The sequence below is a fragment of the Streptomyces sp. NPDC053367 genome, assembly GCF_044545925.1.
In the GTDB taxonomy this organism is placed as follows: domain Bacteria; phylum Actinomycetota; class Actinomycetes; order Streptomycetales; family Streptomycetaceae; genus Streptomyces.
Genome location: NZ_JBITYN010000011.1, coordinates 342828 through 357693 on the forward strand (window position 1 = coordinate 342828; position 14866 = coordinate 357693).

The window sequence follows — 14866 nt, forward strand, 5'->3', positions numbered from 1 at the left end:
ACCGATGGACGTAAGCGTGCGGCAGCGGCAGATCCTGTCGCTGATCGCGGAGGGCTGCAGCGACAAGGAGATCGCACGGCGCCTGGGCGTGTCCGCCCGCACCGTCGACTCGCATCTGCAGCGCCTGTACCTGCGCTACCAGGTGCACACCAGGGCCGCGATGGTCGCCAAGTGGCTGCTGTCGGGCGGGAGTCCGGACCCGGTCCTGGCCCCGCGCGCCTCATGACGGGCCCCGCACGGACGTCCGCCGCTCCCGCCGGACCGCCCCCGCCAGTGACCGCCGCCGACGTGGCACGCGGCCGGATCGCCTTCGGCTCGCCCACCGTCGTCTCCGACGGCCCCGGCCGGGGCGTGTGGTGGCAGGAGCGCCGCCCGCACGAGGCCGGCCGCACGGCCCTGGTGCGCCACGACGCCTCCGGAGGGGCCCGGGACGTCCTGGGCGCCCCCTGGAGCGTCACCCATCGGGTGCACGAGTACGGCGGGCGCGCGCATCTCGTCCTGCCCGACGGCAGCGTGCTCTTCACCCACGCCGCCGACCAGCGCATCCACCGCGCCCGGCCGGGCCGCGACCCCGTCCCGCTCAGCCCGCCGCCCGCCGAGGCGGCGGACGCCCGCTACGCCGACCTGGTCCTCGGCCCGGACGGCACCGAGGTGTGGTGCGTGCGCGAGCAGGACACCGGGGGCGGCACCGTGCGCTGCCTCGCCGCGGTGCCGCTGGACGGCGCCGCCTCGACCGACCCCTCGGCCGTCCGCGTGCTGGCCGAGGGGTCCCGCTTCTACGCCGCGCCCACCGTGTCCCCCGACGGCGCCCGGCTCGCCTACCTCACCTGGGACCACCCCCGCATGCCCTGGGACGGCACCGAACTGCGGGTCGCGGCCGTCACGAAGGACGGCACGCTCGCCGAACCCGTCACGGTGCTGGGCGGCCCCGAGGAGTCGGTGCTCGCCCCCCGCTGGCGGGACGCCGGCCATCTGTACGCCGTCTCCGACGCCTCCGGCTGGTGGAACCCGCACCTGATCCCGCTGGACGGCACACCCCCGCGGCCGCTGCACCTCGCACCGGAGGAGTTCGCCCAGCCGCCCTGGGAGCTGGGGGAGTGCCCCTACGGCGTCCTCGGCGACGGCCGGCTCGCCGTGCTGCACGGCCGCGGCCCGCTGCGCCTGGGCGTCCTCGACCCCCGTGACGGCACCCTGCGGGACGTGCCGCTGCCCTACGACAGCTGGGAGGGTGACCTGGCCGTGGCCGGGGACACGGTCGTCGGTGTCGCCGCCTCGCCGACGCTCGCCCGGGCCGTCGTCCGCGTGGACGTCGGCACCGGCCGCCACGAGGTGCTCGCCCGCCAGACCGACCGCCTCCCGCCGGCCCATGCCCTGCCCGTGCCGTACGAGTTGACGGTGCCCGGCAGTGCCGGCTCACCCGTCCAGGCGTACGTCTACCCGCCCACCGCGCCCCTGCCCGGCGACCCGGACGGGCACACCCCCTGGGTGGTGTGGGTGCACGGCGGCCCCACCGGCTTCGCCGGGCCCGAACTCGACCTGGCCAAGGCCTACTTCACCGGGCACGGCGTCGGCGTGGTCGACGTCAACTACACCGGGTCCAGCGGCTTCGGCCGCGCCCACCGGGACCGGCTGCGCGGCCGCTGGGGCGTCGCCGACGTCGAGGACATCGCCGCGGTGGCCCGCGAACTGGTCGCCCGCGGCCTCGCCCGGGCGGGGCGGATCGCCGTACGAGGAGGCAGCGCGGGCGGCTGGACCGTGCTCGCCGCGGTCACCTCGCGGGAGGAGTTCGCCGCCGGCGTCTCCTACTTCGGGGTGTCCTCGCTGCGGGCCCTCGCCGCCGAGACCCACGACTTCGAGTCCCGCTACATCTTCGAACTCGTCGGCTCCGCCGACCCCGAGGTGTACGCACGGCGCGAGCCGCTCGGCCGCGTCGGCGACGTCCGCTGCCCGGTGCTGCTCCTGCAGGGACTCGACGATCCGGTGGTGCCGCCCGCGCAGTCCGAGCGCTTCGCGACGGCGCTGCGCCTGCGGGGAATTCCGCACGCCTATCTCACCTTTCCCGGCGAGTCACACGGGCTGCGCGACGAGCGGAACATCATCACCGCGTTCGAGGCGGAACTCTCCTTCTACGCGCAGATATTCGGTTTCTCGCCCAAAGGAATTCCCCGCCTGCGGCTGACGGCCGCGGACGGGGAACACCCGGGAATCCCGTGAGGCTCAGAACACCAGGGCGGCCGCGTTGACGAACGCGGCCGCCTCGTCCGTTTCCCCGCGCAGGCTGTCGAAAGGCAGACCGAACGCCCCGCGCGGGGAGACCGGGGCGAGGGACGTCTTCGCCGCCGTCCACACGCCGGCCTCCGCCAGCACATCGCGCACCGCCTCGCCCCCGGCCGACGGCGACCGTCCCGCGGCGGCCAGCGCGCGCAGGCACCTGCCCGGCAGGTCGCCGAGCCGCGGCCCCCGCCACACCCGCACCGCGATCTCCTCGGACTGCGGCGCGGGCCGTTCGAACAGATGGATCTCCGCCTCGTCCCGGATCTGCAGGAACAGCGCGTACCGGTCGCGGCCGGCGATCTCCCGGGGCAGCCCGAACAGCACCCCGGCCGCGTCCCGGCGGGCCGCCGTGACGCTGTACCACTCCCAGCCCGGGTACTGCTTCGGCCCCTTGGCGAACACGGGCAGCGGCCCGCCCGGGGAGCGCACCGGCACGGTCAGCAGGTAGGCCGAGAGCCGGCCGTCCTCCGGGTAGTGCCGCAGCGGATGCCCGAACGCGCCGCGCGCGGTGGCCGGGGCGGGGGTGGAGCCCAGGTCCACGAACGGGGTGAGCTCCGCGACCGTGGTGCGGATCGCCTGCCGCAGGCCGCCCGCCGCGGAGTTGCCGCACAGCAGCCCGGCGAGCCGCTCCGGCAGCCCGTCGAGGTCCTCGCCCGTCCACTCCAGCGTGCCGACCTCGTCGGCGCCCGGCACCGCCCGCTGGAACAGCCGTACGTCCGCACGCCCCTCGCCCTGCAGCAGCAGGGCCACCCGGGGGTGGGCGAGCAGCCCGGCGGGCACCGCGAACAGCCGCCTGGCCACCTCCTGCCAGGTGCCCGACCAGCCGTAGAACTCGGCGTGTTCCCAGCCGGTCGCGCCCGGCGGCGTGACCTCAGGATTCGACATGGGAGACTCCCTTCTCGGTACGGTCCCCGGTGTGCGCGTCGCCGTCCCGTGCGGGGCGCCGCTGGAGCAGCGCGCACGCCGCTGCCAGGGCCGTCACGGTGCCGACGACGGCGCCGAGCCCGGGGGTGGAGTGTTCGACGGCAAGACCCGCGAGCGCCGAGCCCGCGGCGAAGCCGATCCAGTTGGCGGAGATCAGCAGCCCGTAGGCCTGGGAGCGGTTCTCCGGGGTGGAGCGTTCGAATACCACCGCCGCCTCCATGGCGTCGGCCGGACCGTTGACGAACCCGACCAGGAACAGCGCAAGGAGCGTCCACAGCAGCGCGGGCTCGCCCACGAGGACGGCGATCGCCGCCGCGTACAGCCCGAGCACGACGGTGAGCTGGCGGGTCTGCGAGCCCGGCAGCCGGGTGCCGCCGTACAGGAAACTGCCCAGCATGCCGCCGCACGCGGTGACGGTCATCAGCAGGCCGGCGCTGGCACCGATGCCGTCGGCGTGCGCGACGGTGGTGACCTGCACCGCGCCGATGGCCATGGCGGCCAGCGCGATCGTGAGCAGGATCCGGTTCTGCCCGGCCGGCCAGGAGAAGCCCCCGTGCCGGGGCCGTTCGGCCGCCCGCCGGTCCACCGCCGCCACCGCGGCGGCCCCGGCCAGCCACAACGCGCCGGCCGCGGAGACGACCGCGGTGCTCACGACGGCCGCGAACGGTGAGAACAGCGCCACGACCGCGGCGACGAGCAGCGGACCGAACACGAAGACGCTCTCGGTCATCAGACCGGACAGCGCCAGCAGCGTCCTGCGCTGCTCCTCACCCGTCGCGCAAGTCGTGAACACCGTGTTGGACACGGCGCCCGAGGGCGGTGTGCAGGCACCCACCACGAGCGCGGCGGCGGCGAGCAGCAGCGGCGCCGGGGCGAGCGCCGCGACGAGCAGGAACGCGGTGAACGCCAGCGCCTGGAGCAGGGTGGCCAGCAGCAGCGAGGCGCGCAGCCCCCGCACGTCCGACACCCGGCCCCACAGCGGCGAGGTGAACGTGAGCGCCACCGCGTACGCACCGGTCACCAGGCCGGCGTCGGCATAACTGCCGCTGGCGTCCTGGGCGGCTAGCAGCAGCGCCAGGCTCACCATGCCGGACAGCAGACGGCAGGTGAAGGTCGCCGCCACGACCCGGGGAATTCCCGGGGACCGTAACGCCGCCCTGTAGTGATTGAGTGCTCCCATGATGTGGAACTCCCTCGGAATTCTGCGGTGGTGTTCAGATCGTCGAACCGGCGGAGTCGAGCCGTCAACGCTGTTTGCCGCCAAGGGCGTCGACCCGTTGTCCGTTCGAGCCGGACGCGAGTGGAATTCGACCGCACCGCCCGTGGGGTGTTCACCTCACGGGAGAAAGCACGATCGACACATCCGGTATTTCTCACCTACGTTCGTGGACATCGCCGAATCGCTCCGGCGGTCGGTGGAAATCCGGCCCCGAGACGAACGAGGAGTTTTCCGTGACGCAGAACCTGCAGATCGAGACCGAGTCCACCCAGGTCCACGCCAAGGCCTGTGCCCCGTCCGCCTGGGACTGCCAGACGCACACGTTCTACGGCTCCCCGGAGAAGGTCACCGCGCACCTGGCGGGCCTGCCCGAGTCCCTGGTCCAGCGCCGCGTGTACATGCTGATGGTGCAGGGCGAGGGCCGCGCCGAGGCGCGGGTCTTCGAGCGCTTCAGCTTCGGTGACGCCGAGGGCACCGTCGCGGCCTGGGGCGACGAGAGCCTGGGCGACATGGTCACCCAGCTCACCGACGTCCTGGTCGCCAACAAGGGTGTCCACTGCCCGGGCGAGCAGGTCCGCGCCACCCTGGACGAGACGCACGACTTCAGCGTCGGTGCCCCCGAGCCGGCCCCGAAGACCGCCGCCGAGGCGTTCGGCCCGGTCATGGAGCAGTTCAAGGACCACCGCTTCGTCCAGGCCTCCGTGATGGTGCTCTGCTGAACCACCCGTACGGCCACTGTGTGATCCCTCCTGGAAGCCACCGGCGCCCGCACCGAAAGGTGCGGGCGCCGGTGTGTGTGGCCGCGGTCAGTGCGGGGCGATGTTGTGGTTGAGGCGGAAGAAGTTGTCCGGGTCCCAGCGCCGCTTGGCCTCGACCAGCCGGGCGTGGTTCTCCGGCGTGAACGCGGCATGGGTGAGGGACAGGTCGCTGAGGAAGTTCAGGAACTTCCCGCCGTGCGCGTACGGCCGCAGCAGCGCGGCGAGTTCACCGACCCGCTCCTCCTGCTGCGCGCGGTCCTGGACCCCGTCGAACATCGCGGTGACGATGACGGAGAAGTCGGCGTCGCGGTGGCCGGCCGGTCCGGTGTGCTGGTCGGTCCGGGCGATCGCGCCGCCCCAGTGCCGCAGTTCGACCGCGGAGATGGCCGGGTCGGAGCCCTCTCCGGCCTCCTTGACGATGGCGTCCACCGCGTCCCCGGGCAGCTCGCGGAAGTGGTCGAAGTGCTGCCTGGCGGCCATGGGGGGCGGCGGCGGGCCGGTGATGGCGACACCGGCGCGGGCAAAGTCCATCTCCCCGAAGCCGGGCAGCAGCGGGTCGCCCGCGGCGGCCAGCACCGGCGCCAGCTCCCGGCGGGCCTCCTCCTCGCTTCCCTCGCTGAACACCCGGACCGCCAGGACCCGCTTGCCGCGCACCGGCTCCGGAACCATCGGCAGCGGCGGCATCTGCAGCAGCAGCACGGCGGTGTTGAACCCGTCCGGTTCGCCCGCGGCCCACTCGGTGTACCGGCGGAACACCTCGGGGGCGCGGTCGGCCGGGTACAGCGACATGCCCGCGAACACCGGCCCGACCGGGTACAGCGCGATCTCCATCGAGGTGACCACGCCGAAGTTGCCGCTGCCGCCGCGCAGCGCCCACAGCAGGCCGGGGTTCTCCTCGGCGCTCGCCACCGTGAACTCGCCGTCGGCGGTGACCAGTTCGGCGCTGAGCAGGCTGTCCGAGGCCAGTCCGTGGCGGCGGGAGAGCCAGCCGATGCCGCCGCCCAGGGTGTAGCCGGTGACACCGACGGACGGGGTGCCCGACAGCGGGGCCAGTCCGTGCGGGGCCGCGGCCGCGATCACGTCCGACCACAGCGCGCCGGTGCCGACCCGGGCGACGCGCCGGACCGGGTCGACGTCCACCGAGTTCAGCGCGCCGGTCTTGACCAGCACGCCGCCGTCGGAGGGGCGCAGGGTGCCGTGCCCGGTGGACTGCACCGCGAGCGGCAGGGAGTGCTCACGGGCGGTGCGGACGGCGGTGCGTACGTCGTCCGCGTCCGCGGCCCGCACGACGACGGCCGGGTGCGCGTCGATCCGCAGGTTCCAGGCGGCGCGTTCCGTGTCGTAGACGTCCTCGCCGGGCAGGGACACGGTGCCCTTGACGTGCCGGCGCAGGGTCTGGGCCGCCGTGTCGAGGGCTCCGCCCTCGGAGCGGTTCTCCGTCATGTCAGCTCACTTCTCTTTCTCGTGGTGGGTGGGGAGCGCCTTCTCGTGAGGGGGGTCAGTAGCGGCCGAGGGTGCCCCGGCGCTTGGCGACCTTCTCCAGGCGGGCGAAGAGCACGATCCCGGCGGCGACGATCAGCACGGGCTGCAGCAGCAGCCAGCCGAGCCCCCAGCCGGTCTGCAGATCGGTCAGCGAGTGACCGCCGATGAGGATGTCCCGCATCGCCTCGATGCCCGGGGCGATCGGCACGATCAGCCGGCTCAGGAACGCCGACCAGTCGGGCATCTTGTCCAGCGGCACGAACGTGCCTCCGGCGATGAACCAGATCGCCACCGAGACCTGCGTGATGATCTCGATGCGCTTGTACACCAGCGTCAGCCCGCACAGGATCAGGGCCAGTCCGCAGGTGCCGGCGGCGATCGTCGCGAGCGGCACGAGCACCTGCACGTCGAACGGCATGTCGCCGCCGCGCGCCTCGATGGTGACGTACCCGGCGATCAGCACCGCGACGGCCGACGGCAGCGCCGCGATCATCGCGGAGACCTGCCGGCCGAGGATCAGCGTCCAGGACGGCAGCGGGCTGAGGTAGGTCTGCTCCAGGACACCCGACTGGATGTCCCCGAGGAAGCTCCAGAAGGCGCGGTTGACCTGCTCGTGGATGAACGTCAGGGACACCATGCCGAGCAGGCCCGGCAGCAGCAGGTCGTCCCGCAGCTGGCCGCGCCCCATGAACAGCACGAGCAGCAGGTAGAACAGCGGGAAGGTGATGACCTGGACCAGCATCTCCCGCCAGCCCGCGACGAGTCCGGCCACGCCCTTTCCGACCTCGGTGGCGATGCCGCCGAACCAGGCGCCCGTACGGCCCCGTCGGGCCTCCACGCGCACGGTGGGGGTGAGTGTCGTCATGATCTCGCTCCCCTTTCTTCGATGTCGTCAGTACTGGCCGAGCCGGCCGTCGCGGACCGCTCGCCGGTGGTTGCGGAGGAAGAGCCGGGCGCCGAACACCGCCAGGGCGACGGTGTAGGCGAGCAGCCAGGGCAGCGTGCCGTCGCTCCAGATGCCGCCGAGCGACTCGCCGTCGAACAGCACGGCGTTGGTCGCCTCGACGCCGAGCGTGGTGGGCAGGAACCGGGCCACCACGGCCAGCCAGTCCGGGTACAGGTCAAGCGGCAGCATCGAGCCGTTCAGCAGGATGACCAGCGAGGTCGCCAGCGACTGCAGGGCGCCGACCATGGGGGAGCCGATGGCGAGCGCGGCCAGCACGAAGGTGAACGTCAGCACGTTCACCATGACCAGCGCGTACGGGATCAGCGCCGCCCAGCGCAGCGGGAAGGTGACCCCGCCGACCAGGGCCGGCACCGCCGTGGCGGCGATGGCGACCACGCCGCCCATCACCGAGGCGGTGATCAGCCGGCCGATCATGATGACCCAGGGCGGTGCGGGCGCCATGTTCGCCTGGGCGAAGGTGCCGCCGCGCTTCTCCTCGATGAGGTCGGAGACCATCACGAGGCTCGCGTAGTTGAGGAACCAGTAGCTGCTGATGGCCACCAGCGTCTCGGGCAGCAGGTCGTGGCGCAGCTTGCCCTGCCCCATCACGTACTGCATGCCGAGGTAGAGCAGCGTGCTGATCAGCAGGGTGATCACATGGCCGACCGGGTGGGCCAGCTGGGAGGCGATGCCCTTGCGGACCTCGGCGCCGACGACGGCGGCCCCGGAGCGCGGGGTGAGCCGCCAGCTGCCGGGCGACGGCAGGGGCGCGGTGTGCGTGGCGCTAGCCATCGGCGCGCTCCTTGGTCAGGGCGAGGAACACGTCCTCGAGGTCGGGCTGGAGCTGGGACAGCGACTGGACGACGGCCCGCCGCTCGCGCAGCCGGTCGACCAGCGTGTACACCTCCTGCGGGTCGGCGACCCGGCCGCTGATGGTGGTGGCGCCCTCGCGGGAGGTGGCGGTGAAGCCCTCCGGCAGGTCCAGGCCCGGCAGTTCGCCCTCGACGCGGATCTCGTAGCGGTCGCGCTGGCGGAACTGCCCGAGCAGCTCCTCGGTCGGCAGGTCGGCGATGACGCGGCCCTTGCGGATGACCGCGACGCGGTCGCAGACCTCCTCGACCACGTTCATCTGGTGGGTGGTCAACAGGATGGTCCTGCCCTCCTCGCGGGCGAGGCGGTGGATCCAGTCCTTGACCGTGCGGGTCGCCTCGACGTCCAGGCCGAGGGTCGGCTCGTCCAGCAGCACGATCGGCGGGTCGGCGATCAGGGCCGCGGCGATGGCGACCTTCTGCTGCATGCCGCGCGAGTAGCCGCCGACCTTCTCGTCGCGCCGGTCCCACAGGTCGAGGCCCTTGAGCAGTACCTCGGCGCGGGCCCGGGCGGCGGGGGTGCGCATGCCCTTGAGCCGGCCGAAGTAGAGCAGGTTCTGCCAGGCCGACAGGGTCCAGTAGACGTTCCGGGAGCCTTCGAGGACCGCGCCGAACTGCTCCATCGCGGCAGAGCGGCGGCGCACCACGTCGAAGCCGTTCAGACGGGTCTGGCCGGAGGTGGCCGACAGCAGCCCGGCGAGGATCTTGATCGTGGTGGTCTTGCCCGCGCCGTTGGGGCCGAGGAAGCCGAAGACGGTGCCGGCCGGGACGCTCAGGGAGACGTCGTCGACCGCCTTGGTGTCGGCCGTGCCATAGGTCTTGGTCAGACCGACGATCTCGATCGCGGGTGTCCCGCCCTGAGCCGCGGCCCGGTGTTCCGAGGTGAGGAGGTCGGATTGCGTGCTCACATCACACCTTCAATCTCGTCTGGTGCGGCCGCAGCGAGAACGCCTGGCCGAACAGTGAACGCTGTTTACTTTCGTCGAGGGTGTACTCTTGTGTCAAGCGCGTTCTCCCGGAGCAGGCTGAAGGAGGTCTCATGAGCGACGCGGTGACGGGTGGCTGGCGCGAGCGGCGCCGGGCCGAGGCGGCCGCCGAGATCAAGGCGGTGGCACGCCGGCTCCTCGTCGACGGCGGTCCGCCCGCTGTCTCGCTGCGTGCCATCTCGCGTGAGATCGGCATGACTGCCTCCGCGCTCTACCGGTACTTCCCGAACCTGGACGCGCTGGTCGTCGACCTGCGCGCGGACTTCTTCGAGGAACTGCGCCTCGCCCTGCTCAAGGCCCGCGACCAGGTCGACGGCGACGACCCGGTGGAGCGGCTGCAGGCGATGGCGCGGGGCTTTCGTGACTGGGGGCTCGAACACCCGCAGGAGTTCGGGCTGATGCTCGGTCCGCCGCCGCCCGGGGTGACCGCGCCTCCCGGCTCGGCCCGGGACCACGCGTCCATGTGCTTCGGACGGCTGTTCATCGGCGAGTTCGCCGAGCTGTGGCGGCGCGGCCGGCTCAGCACGCCCCCGCGCGACCTGATCGAGGAGCGGCTCGGCGCGGCCCTCGGCGAGTTCGTCTCCGAGGAGCACGGCATCGAACTGCCCGTGATCTTCGTCTTCCTCACGGCGTGGGCCAGGATCTACGGCATCATCTCCATGGAGATCTTCGGGCACATGCCCTGGGCGGCGGGGAACTCCGAGGCGCTGTTCGAGATGGAACTGCTGAACTTCGCCGACCAGATCGCCGTCGGCGCCCCCCAGCATTCCTGACCCCGGTCGGGGCCCGAAGGAACGTTCCTCGAGCCCCTCGCACCACATGCCTCGAGCCCGCGGCTCCGCCGCGCTCAAGCCCTTGACACCGGCCTGTTCGAGTACTTGACGCCGACAGTCGTGCGGGCGGCTCGGGCCCGGGGCCTCGACCCGTGCTCGGGTCCCGGCAGGGCAACGTGCGCGGCGCGCGCCGAGGGTGCCCGTCCCGACAATCGGCACGGTCCGAACGTGCTGAAGTCGAGGGCGGGAGGCCCCAGTTGAGCACCACCGTCCAGGAGTCGCGCGCCCGCAGCGGGGTGTCGTGGAGCGCGCGGCTGATCCCGCCGGCCGGACCGGGCCGAATTCTGTACCTCTGCTCCGCGGTGGCCGGACTCGGCGGCGGCCTGTATCTGTCCGCGGCCGCCGTCTACTTCGTCCGGCACGTCGGCCTGACGCCCGGCCAGGTGGGCCTCGGTCTGTCGCTGGCGGGGATCGCGAGCCTGCCGCTGAACGTGCCGATCGGGCACCTCGCCGACCGCTACGGCCCCCGAGAGGTCACCGCGGCGCTCGCGTTCGCCAAGATGCTGCTGCTCGTCGGGGCCGCGTTCGTCGCCTCCTTCCCCGCCTACCTGCTGGTGATCGGACTGATCGGGGTCACCGAGAGCGGCGGCCAGGTCACGCGGTCGGCGCTGATCTCCGGGGTGATGAGCCGCGAGGAACGCGTCAGCCTCTCCGCGCATCTGCGCTCCGTGCTCAACGCGGGCTTCACCCTGGGCACCCTCGGCGGCGGCCTCGCCCTCGCCGCCGACACCAAGCCCGCCTACCTCTCCCTGATCTGGGTCAACGCGGCCGCGATGGGCGTGGCCACCCTGCTCTACCTGCGGCTGCCCCGCGTTCCCGGCGTACGGGGGGACGGCACTGCCGCCCGCGCCGAGCGCTGGGCCGCGCTGCGCGACCTGCCCTACATCGCCGTCGCCCAGGTCGCGGGGCTCGGCCGGATCGGGCCCGTCATCGTCACCGTCGGCCTGCCGGTGTGGCTGGTCACCCGCACCGAGGCGCCCCGGCCGCTGGCGGCCTGGCTGCTCGGCATCAACACCGTCATCGTGGTCTTCCTCCAGGTGTGGGCGGCCCGCGGCGCCGACACGGTGGCGGGCGCGGCCCGGCTGCAGCACCTGACCTACCTGGTGCTCGCGGCCGGCTGTCTCGTCACCGCGGTGACCTCCGGGCTGTCCGCGCCGCTCGCCGCCTGCGCGCTGGGCGGGGCCGCCGTGCTCTACGCCCTCGGTGAGATCTGGGGCCAGAGCGGCCGGTGGGGCCTGCGCTACGAACTCGCGCCCGACGACGCCCAGGGCCAGTACGGCGGCGTCTTCGCGGCCGGTGAGACGGTCGCCGTCATCGTCGGGCCCGTCCTGGTCACCACCCTGCCGCAGCAACTCGGCGGCCCCGGCTGGGCGTTGCTCGCCGGTCTCTTCGCCGTCGGGCTGTGCCTGACCGGGCCGTCCGTCCGCTGGGCGGAGCGCACCCGCGCGAAGCGCTGAGACACGTCGAAGGGGCCCGCGGCCACCGGCCGCGGGCCCCTTCGACGTCCCCTCACTCCGCGATGTCCCCGACCACATGCGCGTACACCACACCGGAGTTGACGCCGTCCAGCCCGAGCGCCTGGTTGACCGTGTCGTCGTAGAAGCCGCCGAGGCCCACCGAGGAGCGGCCGAACCAGGTGGCCACCAGCGCCAGGTTCTGGGCGAGGTGGCCGCTCTCCTGCATCACCAGCCGGTAGGAGCGCAGCCCGTAGTGCAGACGCTGGTACGTCAGGTCGGCGACGGTGAAGACCCACAGCGGGCACTCGGTGACGTACAGCTTGCCGCCCGCCTTGGGAGGCGCGGGCACGCTCGGATCGGTCGCCGGGGCGAACCGCATCAGCTGCTCGCGCACGTCCTCGGTGCTCAGCAGCGACAGGGCGTGCGACTCGGGCTCGTAGAGGTAGGTGCCGACCTCCAGGCCCTCGACCGCGTGGCAGTACAGCAGCACGCGCAGCGGGTAGCGGGTGCCGCCGCTCGGGTAGGGGCGGACCCGGATCGGCCCGGTCGCGCCGGGCATCAGCTTGTCGGCGGTCACCCCGGCGGAGAAGTACAGCAGCCCGCTCAGCTCGGCGAGGCTCAGCGTGCCGCCGTAGCGGCCGTAGCCGCTGCGGCGGGCCAGCAGCACCTCCGCCAGGGACGGCGCGCCGTCGCCCGGCCCCTCGGGCGGCGGCAGCGGCACGGTGGCCAGCGGGGTCGGCAGCGGCTGCCGCCCGGCCGGGGTGGAGCCGGGGATGTCGGGCTTCTGGTCCACCAGGCGCGGGGCGAAGTACTTGCTCTGCTCGTGCAGTCTGCGGTCCACCGCCTGCGGCCCGTCCGCGAAGAACGGCTCCGCGGGCGCCGGGCGCGCGACACCGAGCGACAGCAGCCAGGCGGCGTACGCCTCCTCCCGGGCGGCCAGCCCCAGCTGCCCGGCGTGCACCCGCAGCAGCGCCCGGTACACCTCGGGCGCCGGGCAGGTCAGCCGGCCGGCCTCCGCCAGCCGCACCAACTCCGCCCAGGTACGCTGCAGCAGCCCGTACCAGGCGCCCAGCGGGCTGCTGACGACGGGGAGTTCCTCCCGCCAGGCCGCCAGCCGCCGCCCGTGCTCCGCCTCGTCGCGCAGGTAGGCCGCCTCGGCCGCCGCACGGCCCTGCGCGACCGTCTCGGCGTCCCCGGCGGCACCGGCGTGCCCGCGCAGCCAGGTCACCGACCCGGCCCAGTCGGCCCCACTCGCCCTGACCGCCGCGAACAGCAGCCCGGCCAGCGCCCGCTGCCGCTTCTCCGGGGAGGGGCACTCGACGAGGGTCCGCAGCACCGCCGCGCACCCGTCGGCCAGGTGCCGCGCGCACACGGCGGCCCCGAGCGGCCCGCCGAACCGCCCCGGGGCGTCCCAGGGCACCTCCACGGCGGCGTCGACGGGCTCCTCGCCGACGGTGCCGTGCACCGACAGCACCACGTCCTCGCCGTCCGCGGCCCGTTCCCAGTACCAGTCGGCCCGCGCGCCCGCCGCCCAGGGCGCGACGACGGTGTGCAGCAGCCGCTCGGCGTCCGCGCCGGCCGGCCGCAGGCGCAGGGAACGCCAGCCGCGAAGGGCCTCGGTGTCGTATCCGTCTCGGAAGGGCTGGGTCTCGGTCATGAGCCGTCCGTCCTCGGGTCCGCGGTTCGAAGCGCGCCGCACGCGCGCGGACCTCGCACGCTACGCGCGCCCCCATGGCGGCCGACTCGCGCCGGGACCGCGGATCTCGTGGAGCAATCGAGGCGAAGACAGGCACCCGCCGCGCCGGTGAGCATCGGGGGCAGCCCGCCAACCGCGGCTGTGACGGAACGGACGACCCGTGGGGTGCTGATATGGGAACGGCCAGAGTGCTCGTCGTCGGAGGCGGTATCGGCGGGCTCGCGCTCGCCGTCGGGCTGCGTGAACGCGGCCTGGACGTCGAGGTGTTCGAGCGAGCCGCGAGTTTCGGCAACACCGGCTCGGGCATCGAGCTCACCCCGAACGGCGTCAAGTCCCTGGACCGCATCAGCCCCTGGCTGGGCGCCCGGGTGCGCGAGACCGGCTGGCCCAGCACCCGGCACCGCGACAGCATGCCCATCCTCAGCTCCGACGGCCGGTTGCTCAAGAGCCGCGACCTCGCCGGCTTCCCCGACAAGTGGGGAGCCCCGCTGGTGGGCATCCTGCGGGCCGAGCTGCACCGGCTGCTGGTGCAGGCCGTCCAGCGGCCCGGCCCCGGCGGCAGCGTGACCGTGCACCACAACGCCCGTGTCACCGCAGCGGACTGCGCGGGAGAGGCCGCCTCGGTGCGGCTCGCCGACGGACGCACCGTCCACGGGGACGTGGTCGTCGCCGCGGACGGCGTCCGCTCCACCCTGCGCACCACCGTCGTGCCCGAGGCCCGCACCCGCTATCTGTTCACCTCCGTGCGCGGCATCGCCAAGCGGCCCGCCGAACACAGCGACGGCTTCGTCCTGGTGGGCCCCGCGGGGCACTTCTTCGCCGAGGCCGTCGACGAGACCCGGCTGTTCTGGACCGCCACCGTCAAGGCCGCCGAGGGCAGCTGGCCGGTCAAGGGCGCCGAGCGGGCCAAGGCGGACCTGCTGGAGCTGTGGGGCGACTGGGCGCAGCCGCTGCCCGACACCGTCGCCTCCACCGACCCCGCCGACATCGTGGTCACCGACGTGCACGACTGCGCGCCGCTCGCCCGCTGGCACACCGGCCGGCTGGTCCTGCTCGGCGACGCCGCCCACCCGATCGGGCCCGTCCTCGGCCAGGGCGCCAACATGGCCTTGGAGGACGCCGCGTTCCTCTCCGACGCCCTCGCCCGTGCCCGCGACATCGGCACGGCCCTGCGGACGTACGAGAGGGCCAGGTCCAGGCGCGCGAACAAGATCGTGCACCACTCGCGGCTGATCGCCCGGCTCGGGCACACCACCAACCCCGTCGCGGGCTGGATCCGGGACCTCGTCATCCGCTCGCTGAAGCGACGCGAGGAGACGTACCGGGACAAGCAGCTCTTCGGCTACACCCCGTGACAACCCGTCAGACGCCCGCCGACGGTGTGGCGCCTTTCCGACGTTCCCCGGCCCTTCGGACCCGGCA

General features: G+C 73.5%; 13 protein-coding genes. 6 read left to right on the forward strand and 7 right to left on the reverse strand.

Annotation, left to right across the window (positions count from 1 at the left end):
• Positions 1–4 precede the first annotated feature (4 nt).
• Both ACIGXJ_RS30100 and ACIGXJ_RS30105 read left to right on the forward strand, forming a co-directional pair.
• On the forward strand, positions 5–226 hold the full coding sequence (locus ACIGXJ_RS30100; protein ID WP_399651889.1) for a LuxR C-terminal-related transcriptional regulator: 222 nt from the start codon (positions 5–7) through the stop codon (positions 224–226).
• A 47-nt stretch (positions 227–273) separates the two neighbouring features.
• Complete coding sequence (locus tag ACIGXJ_RS30105; RefSeq protein ID WP_399651892.1) at positions 274–2214, forward strand: S9 family peptidase; 1941 nt, start codon at positions 274–276, stop codon at positions 2212–2214.
• Between the two features lie 3 nt (positions 2215–2217).
• On the opposite strand, the gene ACIGXJ_RS30110 is transcribed toward ACIGXJ_RS30105, so the two are convergent.
• Together ACIGXJ_RS30110 and ACIGXJ_RS30115 are read right to left on the reverse strand one after the other, a co-directional pair.
• The gene (locus tag ACIGXJ_RS30110) at positions 2218–3159 is read right to left on the reverse strand and encodes a hypothetical protein (RefSeq protein ID WP_399651895.1); all 942 of its coding nucleotides are present in this window, start codon (positions 3157–3159) and stop codon (positions 2218–2220) included.
• The gene (locus tag ACIGXJ_RS30115; RefSeq protein ID WP_399651897.1) at positions 3146–4378 is read right to left on the reverse strand and encodes an MFS transporter; all 1233 of its coding nucleotides are present in this window, start codon (positions 4376–4378) and stop codon (positions 3146–3148) included. The genes ACIGXJ_RS30110 and ACIGXJ_RS30115 overlap by 14 nt, the downstream gene beginning before the upstream one ends.
• A 272-nt stretch (positions 4379–4650) precedes the next feature.
• On the opposite strand from ACIGXJ_RS30115, the gene ACIGXJ_RS30120 reads away from it, so the two are divergent.
• Positions 4651–5136: a hypothetical protein gene (locus ACIGXJ_RS30120; RefSeq protein ID WP_399651900.1), complete on the forward strand. Its 486-nt coding sequence runs from the start codon at positions 4651–4653 to the stop codon at positions 5134–5136.
• Positions 5137–5223: 87 nt separating this feature from the next.
• Here ACIGXJ_RS30120 and ACIGXJ_RS30125 read toward each other — a convergent pair whose 3' ends face one another.
• Genes ACIGXJ_RS30125 through ACIGXJ_RS30140 form a run of 4 tightly spaced genes read right to left on the reverse strand, consistent with a single transcriptional unit; the run spans position 5224 to position 9380 of the window.
• Positions 5224–6618 (reverse strand): FAD-binding oxidoreductase, encoded by a 1395-nt coding sequence (locus ACIGXJ_RS30125; protein WP_399651902.1) that lies wholly within the window; start codon positions 6616–6618, stop codon positions 5224–5226.
• Between the two features lie 55 nt (positions 6619–6673).
• Positions 6674–7522, reverse strand: a complete 849-nt coding sequence (locus ACIGXJ_RS30130; RefSeq protein ID WP_399651904.1) for an ABC transporter permease — start codon at positions 7520–7522, stop codon at positions 6674–6676.
• A gap of 27 nt (positions 7523–7549) precedes the next feature.
• Positions 7550–8395 (reverse strand): ABC transporter permease, encoded by an 846-nt coding sequence (locus tag ACIGXJ_RS30135; protein WP_399651907.1) that lies wholly within the window; start codon positions 8393–8395, stop codon positions 7550–7552.
• Positions 8388–9380, reverse strand: coding sequence for an ATP-binding cassette domain-containing protein (locus ACIGXJ_RS30140; protein ID WP_399651910.1), 993 nt, complete (start codon positions 9378–9380; stop codon positions 8388–8390). The genes ACIGXJ_RS30135 and ACIGXJ_RS30140 overlap by 8 nt, the downstream gene beginning before the upstream one ends.
• A 131-nt stretch (positions 9381–9511) precedes the next feature.
• Between ACIGXJ_RS30140 and ACIGXJ_RS30145 the strand changes: the two genes are divergently transcribed.
• Both ACIGXJ_RS30145 and ACIGXJ_RS30150 read left to right on the forward strand, forming a co-directional pair.
• A complete protein-coding gene (locus ACIGXJ_RS30145) occupies positions 9512–10231 on the forward strand; it encodes a TetR/AcrR family transcriptional regulator (protein ID WP_399651912.1) in 720 nt (239 codons plus the stop codon).
• 257 nt (positions 10232–10488) lie between these two features.
• Positions 10489–11748 carry an MFS transporter gene (locus ACIGXJ_RS30150; protein WP_399651914.1) on the forward strand — a complete coding sequence of 420 codons (1260 nt, stop codon included), beginning with the start codon at positions 10489–10491 and terminating at the stop codon, positions 11746–11748.
• Between the two features lie 52 nt (positions 11749–11800).
• Here the strand turns inward: ACIGXJ_RS30150 and ACIGXJ_RS30155 are convergent, their stop codons facing one another.
• A complete protein-coding gene (locus ACIGXJ_RS30155; RefSeq protein WP_399651917.1) occupies positions 11801–13405 on the reverse strand; it encodes a SagB family peptide dehydrogenase in 1605 nt (534 codons plus the stop codon).
• 212 nt (positions 13406–13617) lie between these two features.
• Here ACIGXJ_RS30155 and ACIGXJ_RS30160 point away from each other — a divergent pair, with 212 nt between their 5' ends.
• Positions 13618–14799, forward strand: a complete 1182-nt coding sequence (locus tag ACIGXJ_RS30160) for an FAD-dependent oxidoreductase (protein WP_399651919.1) — start codon at positions 13618–13620, stop codon at positions 14797–14799.
• Positions 14800–14866 lie beyond the last annotated feature (67 nt).

Bases quoted from the DNA above. Each gene is read 5' to 3' on its own strand.
- ACIGXJ_RS30100 (WP_399651889.1), top strand. From the start codon at position 5: ATGGACGTAAGCGTGCGGCAGCGGCAGATCCTGTCGCTGATCGCGGAG.
- ACIGXJ_RS30110 (WP_399651895.1), bottom strand. From the start codon at position 3,159: ATGTCGAATCCTGAGGTCACGCCGCCGGGCGCGACCGGCTGGGAACAC.
- ACIGXJ_RS30115 (WP_399651897.1), bottom strand. From the start codon at position 4,378: ATGGGAGCACTCAATCACTACAGGGCGGCGTTACGGTCCCCGGGAATT.
- ACIGXJ_RS30125 (WP_399651902.1), bottom strand. From the start codon at position 6,618: ATGACGGAGAACCGCTCCGAGGGCGGAGCCCTCGACACGGCGGCCCAG.
- ACIGXJ_RS30130 (WP_399651904.1), bottom strand. From the start codon at position 7,522: ATGACGACACTCACCCCCACCGTGCGCGTGGAGGCCCGACGGGGCCGT.
- ACIGXJ_RS30135 (WP_399651907.1), bottom strand. From the start codon at position 8,395: ATGGCTAGCGCCACGCACACCGCGCCCCTGCCGTCGCCCGGCAGCTGG.
- ACIGXJ_RS30145 (WP_399651912.1), top strand. From the start codon at position 9,512: ATGAGCGACGCGGTGACGGGTGGCTGGCGCGAGCGGCGCCGGGCCGAG.
- ACIGXJ_RS30155 (WP_399651917.1), bottom strand. From the start codon at position 13,405: ATGACCGAGACCCAGCCCTTCCGAGACGGATACGACACCGAGGCCCTT.
- ACIGXJ_RS30160 (WP_399651919.1), top strand. From the start codon at position 13,618: ATGGGAACGGCCAGAGTGCTCGTCGTCGGAGGCGGTATCGGCGGGCTC.